A 17,926-nucleotide genomic window follows, 5' to 3' on the forward strand; every position below is an offset into this window, starting at 1 on the left:
TCATAAATTTTTTAAAATTTAACCAGGTGTAAATATTCTTTCAGATTCTGGATCTTTTGTTGAGAAAGGTAATTTTAAAAGTTCGTTCCAAAATTTTTCTGGGATACTTGTTTGAGCCCATGATAGGTTTTTTTCAATACTCTGAACACTAGTAACACCGCATAGAGTAGAGGTGATTCTTTTATCTTTCATTGAAAACTGTAAAGCAGCTGCACCCATTTCAACATTGTATTTTTTACAAACTTTTTCTATTTCTCTGGCAGGTGCAAGTTTTTCTTCTGAAACATCTTGATAAGTTATTTTTTTGAAGTTACTTGGACCTTTTGCTAAAACACCACCAGCGTAAGGAGCGGCATTAAAAATAGATATATTTTTACTGTGAGCATAGCTATACATCTCATCAGCTTCTCTATTTAATAAAGTATATCTGTTATGATTAATTATCACATCAAAGTCCCAATTTTTTAAAATAGGAAACATTACATTTATTTTTCCCATAGCTAAACCAACTGCTTTAGCCAAGCCCTCTTCTTTTATTTTAAATAACTCATCCAATGCACCATCTTTTTTAGTAACATCATTTACATCTTTGACATATTCCGGATCATGAAGAAATAAAATATCAACAGAGTCTACATTTAAAGTTTTTAAACTTTCTTCAATAGATTCTCTTGTTCTTTTTTTATCAAGAACTAGCGTTTCCATGTTTCTATCAATTTTTGTTGATAAGATAAAATTTTCTGGCCAACCTCCATTTTCCTTAATTGCAATTCCAATCCTTTTTTCACTTTCTCCCATTGCATAATTTCTTGAAGTATCAAGCATATTTACTGGACCTTGAAAAAATCTTTTTAAGGTTTCTTGAGCTCTTTGTTCTGGTACTTCATAACCATAAGTATCTGGCATACTCCCCAGAGAGGATGTTCCAAAACTTAATTCTGTAACTTCTAAACCAGTATCTTTGATTTTATTTTTTTTCATAAGTTAATTTTATTAGGTTCACTCACCTAAAATACTATCATCTAATACCTTTGTGTCATATGCTGAATAAGAATGCCATCCCGCAACTGTTTGATCAAAATCAACAATGCTACCAGTCATAATTCCTGACTCATCTGAGCACAAGAAAGCCAAAATTTTAGCAACGTCTAAAGGTTTGTTTAATCTTTTGAAAGGAACTTTTGATTCAGCTTTTTTTAACCAATTATCATCTGCGTTGTGAAATTTTTTCTGAATTACTGTTTCTGCTGGTGTATCTGTCCATCCTAGATTTACACCATTCACTCTTATTTGATGACCAGAAACTGAATTTGCAACATTTTTAATCATTACTGCTAAAGCTGCTTTAGACGAGCTGTAAGCAGTTAAGAAAGGCATACCACTATATCCAGCCATTGATAAAATATGAGCTATAGTTCCTTTTTTTTTATCTCTAATCATTATTTTTATAACGTCTTGCATCATAAAAAGAGGAGCTTTAACATTTACATTAAAATTTTTATCAAAATTTTCCTCTGTTGTGCTTAAGATAGTTCCTCTCTCAGTAAAAGCGGCAACATTTATAAAAGTATCTACTGTATTAAATTTTTTATCAGTTTCAGAAACTATTTTTTTACAGTCTTCAAGTTTTTCTAAATCTGCTTGAACGTACAGGCATTCTGTACCCATGCTTTCTATTTCAGATTTTACCTTATTTCCTTTTTCATTATTTCTTCCACAAATAGTTATTCCCTTAGCACCTCTACTTGCTAGTAATTTTGCAGTCTCAGCTCCACTTCCTTGGGTACTTCCTGTTACAATTATTATCTTATTTTTAAATTGGTTAGATTGTTCAGATATATATTTATTAGACATGTTAAAATTTTATATCTATTACTTTACCACTTTCAAAGGATTCATATGCTGCATTAGCTATAATCAAAGCATTTCTTCCATCCTCAAATCCTACTAATGGTTTTGTTTTATTTTCAATGCATTTTACAAACTCATTAAATTGATCTCTGTAAGCTTGCTCATATCTCTCGATAAAAAAGTAATGTATAGGTTCTTTTTCATTTGTTGATGTGCTTGTATATCTTTCTAAAGAAGTAGGAGTTTGATTATTAGAGATTACCATTCCTTTACTACCAAATACCTCAACTCTTTGATCATATCCGTAAACTGCTCGTCGAGAGTTGTTAATATGAATTAAAACACCATTTTTTGATTTTAAAATAAACATAGCGGTATCCAGATCTTTTACTTGTTGTGAATTTTTATCAAATAATGCACCCCCAAATGCTGATACTTGAACTACAGGATCATCTCCTAATATAAATCTAGTTAAATCAAAATCATGAATCGTAGTATCTCTAAAAAATCCTCCAGCAGCTTTTAAATAATCAATTCCAGGAGGCTCAGGATCTCTACTTGTAATAACAACCATTTCCAATTCACCAATTTCTTTTTTTACCCTTGCTTGTTGTGCCTTTGAATGACTGGCATCAAACCTTCTATTAAAGCCAATTTGAATAGGAACGTTTGATCCTTTAATATTTTTCATGCACTCATTCACTTTATTGATATCTAAATCAATTGGCTTTTCACAAAAAATTGCTTTTCCTGCTTTTGCTGCCATTGTAATAAATTGAGTATGGGTTGGAGTAGCAGACGCTATAAGAACTGCATCAATATCATCTGCATTAATTGCATCCTCTGGTGAGGACACTATTGAGCAATTTGTTGATTTTGCTACTTCTTTAGCAAATTCAGAATTAATGTCATATATGTATTTTAATTTTGCTTTTGGATGTGTTGCTATAAATTTAGCATGCATTTTTCCAATTCGTCCAGCACCCATCAAAGAAAAGTTAATCATAATAAAATAGAACAGAATTAAAAAATAAAATCAAGAAACATTTTTTTATTATTAATTAAACATCAATTGAAAATATAATTTTCTTGATGCAAAAGATAGTATCATTTAAAAATGTTTTAAATTTTTAATAAATTTTGTATGTCAGTAAAATTAGGAATAGCACCAATTGCATGGAGTAATGATGATATGCCTGAATTGGGCGGAGACACATCTCTAGATCAGTGTTTGTCTGAAGCTAGTCAAGCAGGATTTATTGGAATTGAGTCTGGTGGTAAATTCCCAAAAAAATCAGAGGAATTAATTCCTAAACTTAATGAATTTAATCTAAATCTTTGTTCAGGTTGGTATGGCGCTAATTTAAGAACAAATAGTGTGAATGAAGAAAAAAAAGTTATTCAAGATCAACTCAAACTTTTTAAAGATTGTAATGCCCCTTGTATTGTTTTTGCTGAAGTTTCTGGTTCAATTCAAGGAGACCCAGATCGAAAATTATCTACAAGACCTCAAATGGATCTTGATGAGTCTAAAAAATATTACGAAAAAATTTCAGAAATGGGAAAATATCTCGAAGATGAAGGTATGCCACTTGCTTATCATCATCATATGGGTACGATAATAGAGACTGAAGAGGATACGATAAGATTACTTGAAAACACACATGATAGTGTAAAACTTACATTAGACACTGGCCACATGTTATTTGCTCAGGGAGATTCTCTAAAAATATTAAATGATTTTAGCGAAAGATTAATTCATATGCATTGTAAGGATATTAGAAAAAGTGTCTTAGAAAAATCTTTAAAAGAAGACTTAAGTTTTAGAGGTGCATTTTTAGAAGGTGCATTTACAGTTCCAGGTGATGGATGCATTGATTACAAGCCGTTGTTTGACGTATTGAAAGAAAAAAATTATTCAGGATGGTTAGTTGTAGAAGCAGAACAAGATCCAGCCAAAGCAAACCCATTTGAATATGCAAAAATAGGGTACAAGTATTTAACTGAAACTTTAAATAATAGTAACATTGATATCTATAATAACTGACCATCTATAAATAAAAGTTAGTTCACCAATCTCAGGATCAATTCAAAGGGAATTAAAATGAAATTTTTTAAAAATTATTTCTATATTATAATTTAACGATCTTGGATTTTTCTAATTTTTCATCAAAAAAATCAATAATATTTTGAATTGTCTCTTTACCCATTCTTGTCATGCATTCATCGGTAAAAGCTGCGGTATGTGGACTTAAGTAAACTTTTTCATTTTTAAGAAGTGGATTATTGTCATCAGGAGGTTCTTTTTTAAATACATCAATACCTGCACCAAAAATTAAATTTTCGTTGAGCGCCTTATCAAGATCTTCTTCATGGATAATACCACCTCTTGCTGCATTAATTATAATACAAGTTTTTTTCATTGTTTTTAATAAGTTATAATTAATTAAATTTTCGGTTTTGTCCGTCAAAGGCATATGTAGTGAAATAACATCCATTGTTTTTACCGCTTCAGCTAGATCTTCTACTTTTATTCCACCTAACTCCTCAATTTTATCCTTGTCCACAAATGGATCATAAACAAATACATTCATTTCAAAGCCCAAACATCTTTTTATTAGCGCCTTTCCTATTCTTCCAAAACCCATTATCAAAAAATTTTTTTTCCATACTTCTATAGTTTTTGGTAATTTATTTCTGTCTTTAAAATTTCCGTCTCTTACTGTTTTGTCAAATAAGTCTTTTCTTTTTGCAATATTTAACAAAACAAACATTACATGTTCTGCAACTGTAACAGCATTAGCGTTAGCTGTTATTGCTATTTTTATATCTTTTTCCTTCGCTTTTTTTAAATCAATATTGTCATAACCAACACCATGTCTTGAAATGATTTTTAAATTTTTTGCTCCTTCAAATGTTTCACCCGGAAGTTTTGCTATTCTTATTGATGCGCCATCACAATCTTTTAATTTTGATTTTAAATTTTCTATAGAGGTATCGTCAGTTACTTCTACATCATAATTGGGATGGTTATTAATTAATTCCATACCTTTTTCATGGACTTTTTGAATAATTAATATCTTTTTTTTACTACCCATAATTATATGTCATTTTTTTAGAGAGCGTTTTTAATACGAGAATTATTCTATAAAGTAAATTACTTTTTTGATTAAAGTTGTATTTATTAAATAATTAAAATAAATTTAGCTGTGAATTTGACAATTAATTTTCTCCTGTCTTTTTTTAATATCCTCGAGAAAATAAATACTTTTTTTTTAAGAATTGGCAGACAGTTTGCATGGATAGCAATATTTTTGATGGTGATTGTTATCTTAATACAAGTATTTTTTAGATATGTATTAAATAATGCGCTGCCATGGCCTGATGAAGTCGCAAGATTTTTGATGTTATGGATGACAGGATTGATCGCACCCTCTGCATATAGATGGGGTGGATTTGTTTCTATTGATTTATTGGAAAGATTTTTGCCAAAACTGATCTCTACATTATTAGCTTTATTTTTACTAATAGTATCCCTTTTTGTATTAGTTATAGGTTTAGAGTTAGGTTTTAAACATATTAACGCTGGATGGATATTTAATTCCTCTTCGATAAAGATTCCTTTTCATTTGATTGGTGGAAAAGCAGAACCAATTAAATTAGCTTGGATGTATATGTCCTTACCAGTAGGGATTATTTTTTTAATATCTGTGAACATAGAATTAATTTTAAGAAATATTCTTACTAATTTTACAAAATTAGACTTGCCTGAAGACTACGATAAACAAAAGCTGGAGACACAATAATGTTAGTTTGGTTTCTTCCTCTTTTTTTATTATTTTTGTTAATTGGTTTACCAGTATTTTTTGGTTTGTTAGCAGCACCAGGAATTTTACTTTGGTTAAATGATCAAGCAAGAGATGGAGCTATGCTTTATAGAAATATTTATAATGGAATAGATAGCTTCCCTTTGATGGCAATTCCATTTTTTATGTTAGCAGGGGAATTAATGAACAGAGGAGGAATAACCCATCGTCTAGTTGAGTTTAGTCAGGCAATGATGGGTCACTTAAAAGGTGGATTAGCTCATGTCAATGTGCTGACTTCAATGTTGTTTGCTGGTTTATCAGGTTCAGCTGTAGCTGACACTTCGGCAATTGGATCAATGCTTATTCCTGCAATGGAAAAACAGGGATATACAAAAAAATTTGCAGCAGCTATTACTGCAGCTAGCTCTGTTATTGGACCCATAATTCCACCTTCAGGAATAATGATTATTTATGCGTATGTAATGGGTGAGAGTGTTGCAGCATTATTTTTAGCAGGAATTGTACCTGGTATTTTAGTAGGAGTTAGTTTGATGGTCACAATAAAATTTATGGCCAAAAGATATAATTTTCCAGCAGTAACCGAAAAAACAACTTGGGGCCAAAGAGGCAAGGCATCTCTTAAAGCTTTTTTTCCTTTAATGACACCAGTGATAATTTTAGGAGGTATACTAGGTGGAATTTTTACTCCAACCGAAGCATCAGCTGTTGCAGCTGCTTATGCAATGTTTATCGGCCTATTTGTTTTGAAATCATTAAAATGGAAAGATGTTCCTAAAGTTATGACAAAAGCAGCAATGGTATCTTCAGTAGTTCTTCTTTTAGTAGGCGCTGCAATGGCTTTTAAAACCGTTGTAAGTTTATCACATGCTCCTGAGCATCTTGCAGCTTTTGTTTTAGGATTAACTGATAACCCTTATGTATTATTATTTCTTATAAATATTTTATTATTTGTTGTTGGAATGTTTTTAGATGCAGGTCCAGCTATAATTATTCTGGGGCCAATTCTTGGACCAGTTTTTGTTGAGCTTGGGGTTCATCCTGTACATTTTGCAATTATTATGTCTGTAAATTTAACTGTTGGTTTAGCAACCCCACCGATGGGTCTTGTGTTGTTTGTTGCATCTTCTGTTTCTGGGGAAAGAGTAGAAACAATTGCAAAAGCTATATTGCCATTTTTAGCAGTAGAAGCTATAGTTATATTTTTAATAACATATTTTCCATCAATCTCTATGACTATTCCTCTGCTTACTGGATTCGCAAAATAAATTTATCAATTTTTTTTACTAGTCGATAGACTCTCGAATTCAATTTAAGTATAGTTTTTGTACATAAATATTTAATGAGAGGGGAAATAATTATGAGTAAATTAATAAAATCATTTTTTTCATTATTATTCTTGATCAGTTTTACTGCGTCAGTTTCAGCCGCAGATTATAACTTAAGAATGACAATGAACTCTAATGATCAAGATGAAGACTATGATGGTGCTGTAGTATTTAAAAACTACGTTGAAGCAGCTTCAAATGGAAAAATAGCTGTAGAGTTATTTGTAGGTACACAGCTTTGTTCAAAGGGTGCTGAGTGTTTACAAGGTGTATCAGATGGAAGTATAGATATTTATATTTCTACTTCTGGAGGTGCTGCAGGTGTATTTCCGTATGTTCAAGTTTTAGATTTACCATATCTAATGGCTGATGACAGAATTGCTGAAGATGTAATGCAGGGTGATTTTGTAAGAACAATGAGAAAAATGGCTCTGAAAGATTCTAATGACTCAATTAGATTGATGACAATTGGAAATACCGGAGGATGGAGAAATTTTGCTAACACAAAAAGAAGAGTTGCAAATCCATCTGACATGAAAGGTTTAAAAATCAGAACAGTTGTAGCAGATTTACCTCAAGAACTTGTCAGAGCGTTAGGTGCATCGCCAACTCCTATTCCATGGCCTGAATTATTTACATCATTTCAAACTGGTGTAGTTGAGGGTTCTAAAAATGGAATTACTGACATTATGAACATGAAGTTTCCTGATGCAGGTCTAAAATATGTTACTTTAGACGGTCACGCATACATGGGAGCATTATGGTGGATGAATAATGCAAAATACGAATCTATGTCTACAGATCTTAAAAAGGTTGTGACTGATGGTTTTTATGCTCTACAACAAGCAACTTTTGCATCTCCTAAAAGAAAATCAATTAAAGCTTATGAGGACTTTGTAGCAGGTGGCGGAGATTTATATGTTCCTACGCCTGATCAAAAAGCTAGTTTTAAAAAAGAAGCTAGCCCAGTGTATGATTGGTTTAAAGCTAATGTTAAAGGTGGAAAAGAAATTTTCAATGCTTTAACTAAAGCAGTGGCGAGTGCAGAGAAAAGAGCATCAAGCGCATACAAAAAAGATTTATAATTTTAAATTAATATAATGGGGCGAATTAATTTCGCCTCATTATCTAAAAGGATATATCCAAGATTTATAATCTTTTATGAGAATATGAGCTTTTTCAATTTGTTCAGGAGTCATTTTTTTAATAACTTCTTCCTGAGAAATTGCAGCATCAGGATCTCCACCAATAGCGGACAAACCATACCACATATAAGCTCTAACAAGATCGGGAGCAGGAAGTCCTCTACCAATTTCGTAATACCATCCAACACCAGATTGAGCACCAGGATGACCTTTCATAGAAGATCTGAGATACCATTCAAAAGCTCTAACATCATCTCTTTCAACACCAAGACCCATAGCATACATAATTCCAATAAGCTCTTCAGCATCAGCATTACCAGATCTAGCTGCTGGCATAAGTTCTTCCATAGCTTCTTTAAATTTTCCTTCTTCCATCAAATCTCGAGCATTTTCTATTTCTGCAAAAAGTATGGATGGAAGAAACAAAAATATAAAAAGATATTTAATCATTTAAAAATAATAATATTTATAATTCCATTTTTAATTTCAGTAAATAAAACTTACGCAACTGATTTACCAAAACCATTAAAGAGCGAAGATTTCCATGAAGTTGATATAGAAAAAGTTAAAATTGGAAGACTTTTATTTCATGACAAAATTTTATCTGCAAATCGAAACATTGCTTGCGCAACCTGCCACAGTCATGATCTTGGTGGTTCAGATGGACTTTCTTTAGGTATTGGTGAAGGAGGTCAAGGTATAGGACTAGAGAGAACCGCAGGTAAGGGCGATGATAAAATAAAAAAACGAATTCCAAGAAATGCTTTAGCTTTATGGAATTTAGGATTTAAAGACATAACTACCTTATTGCATGATGGAAGGGTAACTAAATCAAACATATTTGGTAACGGTTTCAATACACCTGCTCAAGAAGCTCTTCCTAAAGGACTTGATAATATAGTTGCAGTTCAAGCATTATTTCCAATGACAAGACAGTTTGAGATGGCAGGAAATCCAGGTGAAAATGAAATTATAGGTTTGGTCTCAAAAGTTGGAAAAGATAGTATGAGAATCGACAGAGTATGGCCTGTGATTACCCATAGGATCAGAGGAATTCCAGAATATGTTGAATTATTTAAAAATGCTTTTGATGATGTAAACAGTCCTCTAGATATTAACATTACACATATTGTTAATTCGATTGCTGCATTTGAAATTCATGAATGGACATCTTTTGACTCTCCGTTTGATGAATATTTAAATGGAGATGAACAAGCTTTAACTTTAAAGCAAATAAATGGGATGAATTTATTTTATGGAAAAGCAAACTGTAGTTCTTGTCATTCAGGATCTTTGTTGTCAGATCAAAAATTTCATTCAATAGGAATTCCCCAGTTTGGTCCTGGAAGGACACGCCCTTTTGATCCTTATGCACGTGACGTTGGCCGAATGGTCGAAACGGATAATATAAACGATATGTATAAATTTAAAACGCCAGCGTTAAGAAACGTTTCTTTAACAGCTCCCTACGGTCATAATGGTGCTTATCCGACTTTAAAATCAATAATTAAACATCATTTAAATCCAATAAAAATGAGTAATAATTGGAAATCTGAATATGCAAATTTACCTAAGGCGCCTTGGTTAGAAGAAATTGATTTTGTAACTTTTTCAGACAAAAGGGAACAAGAAAGAATTCTATCAAGCATTGACATACAGCCTATAGAGTTGAATGATAAAGAAATTGATCAACTTGTTTCTTTTCTAGAATCTTTAACTGGAAGAAGTGGAAATCAGAGACCGCTAGGTAAACCAGATAAAGTACCAAGCGGGCTAAGTATTGATTAAGTTTTTTAATTAAACTGATAGAAACAGAATATGAAAAAAATAAAATATGGAATTGTTGGAGCAGGGACAATGGCTCGAGAACATATTTTAAATATATCATTAATTGATAATGCAGAAGTAGTTGCACTTGCTGATCCTCATGAAGATTCATTAAATCAGTGTAAAGATATTCTAAAAACAAAAGTTTTATGTTTTAAAAATCATTTAGAAATGATTGAAAAAAATATTGTTGATGTATACTTAATTTCATCTCCTAACTTTACTCATACAGAAATCTTGAAAGATATAATCAAAACTAAAAAACACATATTAGTAGAAAAACCATTATGCACTAATACAAAAGATTGTTTAGAAATAAAAAAACTTACAAAAGATTATCCATCAGTATTTTGGACTGCTATGGAGTATAGATATATGCCGCCAGTTTCAAAGTTTATTAATGAAATTCATAATAACAAAATTGGTGATTTAAAAACTTTAACTATAAGGGAACACAGATTTCCTTTTTTAAAAAAAGTAAATGATTGGAATCGTTTTGAGGAAAATACCGGTGGTACACTTGTTGAAAAATGCTGCCATTTCTTTGATTTAATGAGATTGATTATCCAAAGTAAGCCACTGAGTGTTTATGCAAGTGGTGGTCAAGACGTTAACCATTTAGATGAAGTGTATAATGGAAAAAAGCCAGATATCATTGATAATGCCTATGTGATTGTAAATTTTGAAAATGGAGCAAGAAGTTTGCTTGAGCTTTGCATGTTTGCAGAAAATTCTGAAATGCAAGAAGAGCTGGTAGCCACAGGAAATAAAGGAAAAATTGAAACTTCAGTCCCCTCTGATGATTCAGGTAAAAACTCTTCAAATATAAGAATTGGAATGAGAGATGGTAAAACACACATCGAAAATATTGAGGTAGATAAAAAAATTCTTGAGGCCGGCCACCATCATGGATCTACTTACTACGAACACTTAGCTTTTTTGAGAGCTATTGAAAGTAATTCAAATCCAGAGGTATCATTAGAAGACGGTTTAATTGCTGTTGCAATGGGAGAGGCTGCAGAACAATCAATAAAACAAGGTCGATTGATAAATCTAGAAGAAATAATCAATTAAAAAAATCTGTGATTTTTTTAACTATAAAGTCACTTACTCTAATATTTGACTCTGTTGTTACACCAGAGATATGAGGTGTCAAAATACAATTCATACCTGGTTTTATTTTGTGATAAAATTTACTCTCTATTGGTTCATTTTCAAACACATCTAGCGCAAAACCAGAAATAATATTTTTATGGTAAGCTTCAATTAAATCACGTTCATTTATGATACCCCCCCTAGAGGTATTTATTATAATTGGTTTATTTTTCATTTGAGCAAATGACGATTTATTTACCATATTTTTTGTTTCGTCTGTTAAAGGTAGGTGTACGGAAATGATATCTGATTTTTCATAAATCTCTTTTAAACTTGATGATTTAATATTAATTTCTTTATCATTTATTTCTTTAACATAAGGATCGTAGGCTAAAATTTTTAAACCATTTTTTGAAGAATACTCAGCAACTTTTTTTCCAATTATCCCAAATCCTATTATCCCTAAATTTTTTTGCTTTATTTCTAAGGACTTAATTGTTGTTCTTGGCCATTCACCTTTGATAGTTCCATTATGAAACATTGGGATTTTTTTTATAAGAGACATTGATGAAGAAACAACATATTCAGCAACAGAAACTGCATTCATTCCTGTAGCTGGTTGAACATGAATGTTTTTATTTTTGCAATATTCTGTATCAATATTATCTAAACCAACACCCAACCTTCCAATGAATTTTAATTTTAAGGCATTTTTTAAAATGTTCGAATTTACCTGAGTTTTATTTCTAACAATTAGACCTTCATAATCTTTAATCATTGTTATTAGCTGTTTTTCATTTTCACATAATTTTTCATCATACTTAACATCAAATTTTTTATTTAAATTTTCTAAACTACTTTGATTGATAAATTCTGTAATTAAAATTTTAGCCATTAATTTTTTTAAATATTAAACTAAATTAGACAAGTCTCTTTTATTGTTCTTGTACGTTGGCAGAGGATACTTAAATGCATGTTTTCCGATACGTCTTTCTTTAGCGTTCTCCCACAGAGATAACCATTGTTTAAAATTTTGAACTTTAAGATTGTTTTTATTTTTACTTCTAACATAAAAGTTTGGAAGTGGCTCCCTACCTGATGGTTGTCCAGCAACATTATATCTCAAATCAGCACTAATTCTAAAATCATTTGATCTATTTGGTAAAGAGCAGTGAATAGAATGCTTGTGCAATAATATTATATCACCCACATTTGCTTCTAAATAAATATGCTCCATATCATCAAGTAATTCACTATTTTTTAATTCCACCTGTCCTCTATATCCTGATACATGGTTTAATAATCCCATTTTATTAATTTTTTTTACTGTAATCATACATCCATTCTTTTTAGTAGTTTTGGTGAAAGGAATCCACACTGTAACCATATCAGTTAATTTTTGTCCTCTAGAGTTTAAAACGGCAGCGTCTTGATGCCATGGTGTTCTACCACTTAAGCCGTCATGAATTGATCCTTTTGGTAATTTGTTTTCAGGTTGTTTGATTCTAGTATTTTGAACAGGGTTAGACATTATTTCTTTCCCTAAAATTTTTTCTACAACATCTAAAATTCTTTTATTTGTAATTAAATTCCATAATGATTGAGTTGCGAAATAATCACTATCTCTTTTAACATGGTCTCTTGGTAATCTTGTATTAAAATATTGATCTAGATCATAAATATTAAGTTTTGATATATATGAATATTTTCTTTTAAAATCTAGATTAAGAATTTTTTTTACCCCAGTTTTTTTTGCATACTTTTGAATGAGGCAATCCATGACAAATTCCATATCATTAAGAACTGGTTTTAAGTCTCTTCTATAGTCAAGTATATTTTTAACAATTGAGTACCCATTCTCATATAATTTTTTTTGAAGAGTATTTGTCATAGTTGAAATTTATTTTATCATTGAAATAATTTCAATGGTTTGGTGCTGTGGTTAAATAGTTCACGTCATGAAAAGAGGTTAACATTCTTTTTTTGTTGTTAATTATATGAGGATAATATGAGATTCCTTTGTAATTCCATATAACTGGTTTATTTAAAGCATAACTTCCATAAATAAAAAAACGTTTTGGACAATTTTTCTCTATAAAGCGCTTTACTCCATGATAGGAATTTGGAGTAGATTGAAAAAAAACAACAGTCCCTTTTTTGGGTGTAAAAGACTTAACTATTTCAAGCTCATCTATTTTTGGAAATCTTCTAAAACTTTTTCTTAAATTTTTTTTTGCCTTTTTCCTATAGATAGTAAGAGAGCCACCATTCTTTTTTGGTATGTCTGTTAAATAAATTAAGAAATTATATAACCTAGTTATGTCATCCCTATGAGGTCTTAATCTATATCCTCCTTTGGATACTGAAAAGTCAATATCTAAATTTACTTTAGGATTCGTATAATTATTGCCTAACATTTTTTTCAATTCTTTAGAATTTAATTTTTTTTTAATAGTAAACTTTTTAGGATTAAAAGATTTTGGTTTATGTAAATTAACCCATGATCCATCTTTAAAATTTTTAATAAAAATACTCTCAATTTTTTTATAAAAAGTATTGCTATTAAAAAGCTTAAAAAGTTTTGCAGAGTTAACTGAGTTTTTGATATATGAATTAAAATTTTTCGAACCTTTATTTATTCTGCTTCTACCACCCATGATCATATCATCAAATGATTTAGAATTACTAATTTCTTTAATTAACAAATTACAGATGCTTTTAGAAACAACGTTGTCACCAACTAAAACTGGAAAGTTACTTTTGATTTTTTTTAATTTATTTGTACTAAGCATTTAGCTGTACATGCCTTCTTTCACTTTAATCATTTTATACATGAGATCATTAAATGGTGTCTTAACACCATGTTTTTTACCTATTTTTGAAACCGCACCACTAATAAAGTCTATTTCTGTTTTTCTCTTGTATTGAACGTCAAAAGCCATTGATGATTTGTTAGTTTGCATTGAATCTACAATTTTATTAAACATAAATAAACATTCATCCTCAGAAACATTTACACCATCAGCAAGTGCAACTTCTCTAGTTTCTAAAATTATTTCTTTACCTAAACCACGAGATACTTCATTTGCTTTGTTGTTTATATATAAGTCAGTATGATGAAGATCAAAAATCGCAGATAATGGTCCAATTGCTGTTAGAGCAAAAAGTTTCATCCATTTTCTTTTCTTCACATCCTCTGCAGCAATCATTTCAAGATTGTGAGCGGTAAAGGTATCTGCTATTTCTTTAATTCGATCAGAAATTCCTCCCTCGTACTCACCAATCCAAGATGGTAACGAACCATGATTCATTATATGTCCAGGACCCAAAATATTCGAAGCCTGAGTAGTTGTTCCACCAATAACTTTTTCATCACCTACAATACTTTGGATAATTGCTTCATGACCAATACCATTTTGAAAAGACATGAACACTGTTTTGTCTCCTATGATATTTTTAACACTATTTAATGCTGGTTCTAAAGCTGTAGCTTTACACATAACAATCACAGCATCTACTTTATTCAACGAGGATGGGTCTGAAGTAGCTTTCACTTTAATTACTCGATTACCACCATGTCCGTCCATTTTTAAACCATCTTTATTAATTGCATCTACATGTTCTTTCCAAACATCAATTAAAATTACATTTAAACCTTTTTCAGAAAGTAAACCGCCAAATAAACAACCCATTGCTCCTGCACCAAGCACAGCCACTTTTAAATCTTTATTAATCATCGTTATCTTATCTAAAATTATTTATGTATAGAAATTATATATATTATCTATAGACATTATGCAAAATAAATAATAGCTTATTAACATCATGCAATTAAAAATAGAAAAAGGAATATTTAAAGATTATTTATTAAAAGACATTTCAATTGCATTAAGAAAAGGATTGTCTGAAAATTTCAAAAAAGTTGAAGTAGAAGTGGTAGATTGCCCAAATCTTAGAGATTGGGATTGTCCATCAGAAGGAATTAGTGGAAATCAAAAAATAATAGACGTTGGCGGAGAGCCTTATATGCATGATCCAAAATTTATTGGTGCAGAGTTTGACTATCAAGAAATATCTAAAATGATTGATTCTGAAAAATCTTATGCTTTAGGAGCTGGATCAGGTGCAATGTCATGTTTAGATGGTCATTGTGGAGAATTAGTTATAAATGAAAATTTAACAACTGATGAATCTAAATCAATAATAGCAAGAGTAAGTCCTGACAAAAAATGTGTTGTTGAAAAATATTCTGCAAAAAAACATGGTGGACTTGGAAATATTTATTATACAGATGGTAAACAAGGAAAAGTAATTAAAATTAAAATCAAAGGCAGAAATGGAGAACAAGGTTCTTTACCTCAAGCAATAAGGTCTTCTTTATTAAAAAATTTGAAAATTAAAGATAATGAGCACATGTCTCTCGCAGGTGTGTTTAGAGTATTAAATGGAAAAATAAGATCTCACGTGCAACCTGATTATAAAGATATTAAACACGAGTATTACGATCCAAAACAAATGAAATGTGTAAAAGATTTTCTTCAATTTTATGAACCTGTTGGACCAAAATTACAATGCTATACAGTTCTTTGGACTGGTGATCCAACTGGGGGAGAATTAAATTTAAGAGAATCTGGCGAACATACTCACTTTCATTCTTACGAGCATGACAGAGACGCTGGCCATTATCATTTTGATGTAACACCAGAGGAAATAGAATACGAATGTTATTTTAATACTGCAACTGAAGTACATAGAGTAAACAACATTTATAAAGAACTATTAAGTAAAAATAGTATTGAATAGAAAACTCAATGAGTTTAAATTTATTTAAATGAAAAGACAGTTCAAGTATCCAAAACACTTTGAAGAACAAAAAAAAATTCCAAAACTTACTCAAAAAAGAATTCAATTAGCAGAAATATCACTTGGTGATTTTGAAGGAAGATTAGCTAATGAATTATTGAATTGGTTTTCTTTAACCCCACAACATTGGATAATGTTGCATATGGTTATGCTTGCTTATTACAAAAATAAATCAATTACCAAAAATCAATTACTTAAAGTAATTGAGAAATCATATTTAACCTCAAACGTTTATATCGATACAGCAATTAAAAAAGGTTATTTTAGAATTATTAGAAACGAGAGAGACAAACGATCTATTTTTATTTTACCTGCAGTAATTACTATCAAAACCTTTGAGGAGTTTATTGATAGAAGAGATATTCTTTATAAAGGAATTAAATGAAGAATATTTATACATGGGCCGCTAAACCAGCGAAGCGAACTTTGACTGTAGCAGATTTAAAATCAGCTAAAGGAAAAAGAAAATTTACACAAGTTACAGCGAATAGTGTTGAAGAAGCGGATGCGGCTGAAAAGGCAGGCTTTGATATGATTATATCAAACGCAAAAAATGTAATTCCTGTTAGAGAAGGTTCAAGAAATTTATTCTTAACAGCAGCTTTAGTATTAAATGAGTTTGTAACAGCAGATGATATCATGCGTGGCGCTTTTAAAGCGTTAGAGAATGGTGCGGATGCAGTTATGACTCCTAGAAGTATGGATATAGTTGAAATGTTAGCTAAGGAAGATGTTCCAGTTATGGGGCATTTAGGTTTGGTTCCAAGAAAATCTACTTGGATTGGTGGCTTGAGGGCAGTGGGCAAAACTGCAGATGAAGCATATGATCTATTTCAAAAGTTTAAAAGATTAGAAGATGCAGGTGCTTTTTCTGCAGAGTGTGAAGTTATACCTGAAAATGTAATGGGTGAAATTTCAAAGCGCACAGATATCGTTACTGTTTCATTAGGTTCAGGAAAAAATGCTGATGTAATGTATTTATTTATGGAAGATATTTGTGGTGATACTGAAAATCCTCCACGACATTCTAAAGCATATGGAAATTTATTAAGACTAAGAGGTGAAATTAAAATTGAAAGAGTAAAAGCACTTAGAGCTTTTAAAAAAGACTCTATGACTGGTAAATTTCCAGGAAAAAAAGAATCATCAAATTTAGAAAAAAAACAATTTGAGAAATTTTTAGATCAATTAGATTAGTAAGTCGCGTTATCGTCTTTTTTTGATAAAGAACCTTTCATTTTATCAACTGTAGCTTTTGCACCAGCACTTAGAGCCCTTAAATCAGACGCTATAGTTACAAAATTAAAACCTTTTTCAATCATCTTGGTTGCATATTCTGTGGTACCATTATGAATTCCTGCAAAAATATTATTTTTTTTAGCATGTTCTAAAATTCTTAAAATTTCTGAATAAGCTTTGGTTGACTCAGGTCTATCAAAACCAGGTTTTTCACCTATAGCTAAACTTAGGTCAGCTGGTCCAATATAAATACCATCAACACCTGGTGTAGACATAATTTCATCAAGGTTTTCCAATGACTCTTTTGTCTCTATCATTGCCAATTTTAGTATTTCTTGATTAGCGTGATCTGCATAATCAGGTCCTCCATAAATTAAACCTCTAACAGGTCCAAAACTCCTGTACCCATCTGGTGGATACATACATGCTTGGACAAAATTTTCTGCTTCTTTTTTATTACTTACCATTGGGCATATAATTCCATAACATCCAGCATCTAATATTTTCATTATTTGACCAGGTTCATTCCAATTTACTCTTGCTAAAGGAGTTACTTCTGTTGTGGATATTGTTTGCATCATTGGTAGTGCATTACTGTAATCTACTAAACCATGTTGCATATCTACAGTTAGAGAGTCCCAACCTTGATGAGCCATTGCTTCAGCAGATGCTGTACTTGGAATTGCACACCAACCATTGATTACGGGCTTACCGTCTTTCATCATTTTTTTAACTTTGTTTTTTCGCATTA

General features: G+C 30.9%; 19 protein-coding genes. 9 read left to right on the plus strand and 10 right to left on the minus strand.

From position 1 onward, the window contains the following. Positions 1-18: 18 nt before the first annotated feature. From ACTT9L_RS00855 to iolG, 3 genes are read right to left on the minus strand one after another with little or no spacing between them, the layout of a single operon-like run. A complete protein-coding gene (locus ACTT9L_RS00855; RefSeq protein ID WP_440927496.1) occupies positions 19-981 on the minus strand; it encodes an aldo/keto reductase in 963 nt (320 codons plus the stop codon). A gap of 18 nt (positions 982-999) precedes the next feature. Beyond that, positions 1,000-1,854 (minus strand): SDR family oxidoreductase, encoded by an 855-nt coding sequence (locus ACTT9L_RS00860; protein WP_440927497.1) that lies wholly within the window; start codon positions 1,852-1,854, stop codon positions 1,000-1,002. 1 nt (position 1,855) lies between these two features. After that, positions 1,856-2,857 (minus strand): inositol 2-dehydrogenase, encoded by a 1,002-nt coding sequence (gene iolG, locus ACTT9L_RS00865; RefSeq protein WP_440927498.1) that lies wholly within the window; start codon positions 2,855-2,857, stop codon positions 1,856-1,858. A 138-nt stretch (positions 2,858-2,995) separates the two neighbouring features. Here iolG and iolE point away from each other — a divergent pair, with 138 nt between their 5' ends. Further along, positions 2,996-3,898 carry a myo-inosose-2 dehydratase gene (iolE, locus tag ACTT9L_RS00870; RefSeq protein ID WP_440927499.1) on the plus strand — a complete coding sequence of 301 codons (903 nt, stop codon included), beginning with the start codon at positions 2,996-2,998 and terminating at the stop codon, positions 3,896-3,898. An 85-nt stretch (positions 3,899-3,983) separates the two neighbouring features. On the opposite strand, the gene ACTT9L_RS00875 is transcribed toward iolE, so the two are convergent. Next, positions 3,984-4,949 (minus strand): hydroxyacid dehydrogenase, encoded by a 966-nt coding sequence (locus ACTT9L_RS00875; protein WP_440927500.1) that lies wholly within the window; start codon positions 4,947-4,949, stop codon positions 3,984-3,986. Between the two features lie 219 nt (positions 4,950-5,168). Between ACTT9L_RS00875 and ACTT9L_RS00880 the strand changes: the two genes are divergently transcribed. The 3 genes from ACTT9L_RS00880 to ACTT9L_RS00890 all read left to right on the plus strand — a co-directional run bounded on the left by ACTT9L_RS00880 (position 5,169) and on the right by ACTT9L_RS00890 (position 8,091). Next, positions 5,169-5,657: a TRAP transporter small permease gene (locus ACTT9L_RS00880; RefSeq protein WP_440927501.1), complete on the plus strand. Its 489-nt coding sequence runs from the start codon at positions 5,169-5,171 to the stop codon at positions 5,655-5,657. Next, entirely contained in the window at positions 5,657-6,946 is a 1,290-nt protein-coding gene (locus tag ACTT9L_RS00885) for a TRAP transporter large permease (RefSeq protein ID WP_075504318.1), read from the plus strand. Before ACTT9L_RS00880 ends, ACTT9L_RS00885 begins: the two co-directional genes overlap by 1 nt. 92 nt (positions 6,947-7,038) lie before the next feature. Beyond that, the gene (locus tag ACTT9L_RS00890; RefSeq protein ID WP_440927502.1) at positions 7,039-8,091 is read left to right on the plus strand and encodes a TRAP transporter substrate-binding protein; all 1,053 of its coding nucleotides are present in this window, start codon (positions 7,039-7,041) and stop codon (positions 8,089-8,091) included. A 39-nt stretch (positions 8,092-8,130) separates the two neighbouring features. Here ACTT9L_RS00890 and ACTT9L_RS00895 read toward each other — a convergent pair whose 3' ends face one another. Then, positions 8,131-8,601, minus strand: a complete 471-nt coding sequence (locus tag ACTT9L_RS00895; RefSeq protein ID WP_440927503.1) for a tetratricopeptide repeat protein — start codon at positions 8,599-8,601, stop codon at positions 8,131-8,133. A gap of 120 nt (positions 8,602-8,721) precedes the next feature. Between ACTT9L_RS00895 and ACTT9L_RS00900 the strand changes: the two genes are divergently transcribed. Next, a complete protein-coding gene (locus tag ACTT9L_RS00900) occupies positions 8,722-9,939 on the plus strand; it encodes a cytochrome-c peroxidase (protein ID WP_440928652.1) in 1,218 nt (405 codons plus the stop codon). 30 nt (positions 9,940-9,969) lie between these two features. Next, positions 9,970-11,052, plus strand: a complete 1,083-nt coding sequence (locus ACTT9L_RS00905; protein ID WP_440927504.1) for a Gfo/Idh/MocA family protein — start codon at positions 9,970-9,972, stop codon at positions 11,050-11,052. Here the strand turns inward: ACTT9L_RS00905 and ACTT9L_RS00910 are convergent. From ACTT9L_RS00910 to ACTT9L_RS00925, 4 genes are read right to left on the minus strand one after another with little or no spacing between them, the layout of a single operon-like run. Further along, positions 11,045-11,968, minus strand: a complete 924-nt coding sequence (locus tag ACTT9L_RS00910; protein ID WP_440927505.1) for an NAD(P)-dependent oxidoreductase — start codon at positions 11,966-11,968, stop codon at positions 11,045-11,047. The two genes, ACTT9L_RS00905 and ACTT9L_RS00910, sit on opposite strands and share 8 nt — an antisense overlap. 15 nt (positions 11,969-11,983) lie before the next feature. Further along, positions 11,984-12,964: a phytanoyl-CoA dioxygenase family protein gene (locus tag ACTT9L_RS00915; protein WP_440927506.1), complete on the minus strand. Its 981-nt coding sequence runs from the start codon at positions 12,962-12,964 to the stop codon at positions 11,984-11,986. Positions 12,965-12,995: 31 nt separating this feature from the next. Continuing rightward, positions 12,996-13,865 carry a 2OG-Fe(II) oxygenase gene (locus ACTT9L_RS00920; protein ID WP_440927507.1) on the minus strand — a complete coding sequence of 290 codons (870 nt, stop codon included), beginning with the start codon at positions 13,863-13,865 and terminating at the stop codon, positions 12,996-12,998. Further along, a complete protein-coding gene (locus tag ACTT9L_RS00925) occupies positions 13,866-14,810 on the minus strand; it encodes a ketopantoate reductase family protein (RefSeq protein ID WP_440927508.1) in 945 nt (314 codons plus the stop codon). A gap of 88 nt (positions 14,811-14,898) precedes the next feature. Between ACTT9L_RS00925 and ACTT9L_RS00930 the strand changes: the two genes are divergently transcribed. From ACTT9L_RS00930 to ACTT9L_RS00940, 3 genes are read left to right on the plus strand one after another with little or no spacing between them, the layout of a single operon-like run. Beyond that, entirely contained in the window at positions 14,899-15,876 is a 978-nt protein-coding gene (locus ACTT9L_RS00930; protein WP_440927509.1) for a DUF1907 domain-containing protein, read from the plus strand. 28 nt (positions 15,877-15,904) lie between these two features. After that, positions 15,905-16,321 carry a MarR family transcriptional regulator gene (locus ACTT9L_RS00935; protein ID WP_440925433.1) on the plus strand — a complete coding sequence of 139 codons (417 nt, stop codon included), beginning with the start codon at positions 15,905-15,907 and terminating at the stop codon, positions 16,319-16,321. Then, positions 16,318-17,133, plus strand: a complete 816-nt coding sequence (locus tag ACTT9L_RS00940; RefSeq protein WP_440927510.1) for a 3-methyl-2-oxobutanoate hydroxymethyltransferase — start codon at positions 16,318-16,320, stop codon at positions 17,131-17,133. The genes ACTT9L_RS00935 and ACTT9L_RS00940 overlap by 4 nt, the downstream gene beginning before the upstream one ends. Here the strand turns inward: ACTT9L_RS00940 and ACTT9L_RS00945 are convergent. Further along, positions 17,130-17,924 carry an HpcH/HpaI aldolase family protein gene (locus tag ACTT9L_RS00945; RefSeq protein ID WP_440925431.1) on the minus strand — a complete coding sequence of 265 codons (795 nt, stop codon included), beginning with the start codon at positions 17,922-17,924 and terminating at the stop codon, positions 17,130-17,132. The genes ACTT9L_RS00940 and ACTT9L_RS00945 overlap by 4 nt on opposite strands. Positions 17,925-17,926: the final 2 nt, after the last annotated feature.

It is taken from the genome of Candidatus Pelagibacter sp. (genome assembly GCF_052049675.1).
Classification (GTDB): Bacteria; Pseudomonadota; Alphaproteobacteria; order Pelagibacterales; family Pelagibacteraceae; genus Pelagibacter.

Excerpts from the sequence above, each read along its gene's own strand:
- ACTT9L_RS00855 (WP_440927496.1), bottom strand. The coding sequence starts at position 981 with ATGAAAAAAAATAAAATCAAAGATACTGGTTTAGAAGTTACAGAATTA.
- ACTT9L_RS00860 (WP_440927497.1), bottom strand. The coding sequence starts at position 1,854 with ATGTCTAATAAATATATATCTGAACAATCTAACCAATTTAAAAATAAG.
- iolG (WP_440927498.1), bottom strand. The coding sequence starts at position 2,857 with ATGATTAACTTTTCTTTGATGGGTGCTGGACGAATTGGAAAAATGCAT.
- iolE (WP_440927499.1), top strand. The coding sequence starts at position 2,996 with ATGTCAGTAAAATTAGGAATAGCACCAATTGCATGGAGTAATGATGAT.
- ACTT9L_RS00875 (WP_440927500.1), bottom strand. The coding sequence starts at position 4,949 with ATGGGTAGTAAAAAAAAGATATTAATTATTCAAAAAGTCCATGAAAAA.
- ACTT9L_RS00880 (WP_440927501.1), top strand. The coding sequence starts at position 5,169 with ATGGTGATTGTTATCTTAATACAAGTATTTTTTAGATATGTATTAAAT.
- ACTT9L_RS00885 (WP_075504318.1), top strand. The coding sequence starts at position 5,657 with ATGTTAGTTTGGTTTCTTCCTCTTTTTTTATTATTTTTGTTAATTGGT.
- ACTT9L_RS00890 (WP_440927502.1), top strand. The coding sequence starts at position 7,039 with ATGAGTAAATTAATAAAATCATTTTTTTCATTATTATTCTTGATCAGT.
- ACTT9L_RS00895 (WP_440927503.1), bottom strand. The coding sequence starts at position 8,601 with ATGATTAAATATCTTTTTATATTTTTGTTTCTTCCATCCATACTTTTT.
- ACTT9L_RS00905 (WP_440927504.1), top strand. The coding sequence starts at position 9,970 with ATGAAAAAAATAAAATATGGAATTGTTGGAGCAGGGACAATGGCTCGA.
- ACTT9L_RS00910 (WP_440927505.1), bottom strand. The coding sequence starts at position 11,968 with ATGGCTAAAATTTTAATTACAGAATTTATCAATCAAAGTAGTTTAGAA.
- ACTT9L_RS00915 (WP_440927506.1), bottom strand. The coding sequence starts at position 12,964 with ATGACAAATACTCTTCAAAAAAAATTATATGAGAATGGGTACTCAATT.
- ACTT9L_RS00920 (WP_440927507.1), bottom strand. The coding sequence starts at position 13,865 with ATGCTTAGTACAAATAAATTAAAAAAAATCAAAAGTAACTTTCCAGTT.
- ACTT9L_RS00925 (WP_440927508.1), bottom strand. The coding sequence starts at position 14,810 with ATGATTAATAAAGATTTAAAAGTGGCTGTGCTTGGTGCAGGAGCAATG.
- ACTT9L_RS00930 (WP_440927509.1), top strand. The coding sequence starts at position 14,899 with ATGCAATTAAAAATAGAAAAAGGAATATTTAAAGATTATTTATTAAAA.
- ACTT9L_RS00935 (WP_440925433.1), top strand. The coding sequence starts at position 15,905 with ATGAAAAGACAGTTCAAGTATCCAAAACACTTTGAAGAACAAAAAAAA.
- ACTT9L_RS00940 (WP_440927510.1), top strand. The coding sequence starts at position 16,318 with ATGAAGAATATTTATACATGGGCCGCTAAACCAGCGAAGCGAACTTTG.
- ACTT9L_RS00945 (WP_440925431.1), bottom strand. The coding sequence starts at position 17,924 with ATGCGAAAAAACAAAGTTAAAAAAATGATGAAAGACGGTAAGCCCGTA.